General features: G+C 68.2%; 1 pseudogene. It reads left to right on the top strand.

The features are described from left to right. Positions 1-283: pseudogene (locus Ga0466249_RS26055) on the top strand (MFS transporter); the annotation flags it as partial.

Raw genomic sequence — 283 nt, 5'->3', positions numbered from 1 at the left:
GCGCTGGCCGGAATGTGGACCGGCCTTGCCGCCGTGATCCTCGCGCTCACGCTGGTCAATATCGGTATCTCCTCGTCGAAGCCGCCGCTGTGGAGCATGCCGACCATGTTCCTGTCGGGCTCGGCCGCCGCGGCCGGGATCGCCACCATCAACTCGATCGGCAATCTCGGCGGCTTCGTCGGCCCCTACGTCCTGGGCTGGCTCAAGGATCACACCGGCACCTACGAGGCCGGCCTCTACTTCCTGGCGGCTTGCGCGCTCGTCTCCGCGGCGATCACGCTCG

The sequence above is a fragment of the Pelorhabdus rhamnosifermentans genome (assembly GCF_018835585.1).
GTDB classification, from domain to species: domain Bacteria; phylum Bacillota; class Negativicutes; order UMGS1260; family UMGS1260; genus Pelorhabdus; species Pelorhabdus rhamnosifermentans.
Note: the sequence above shows the minus strand (reverse complement) of the source record. Positions and strands in the feature narration are given on the sequence as shown.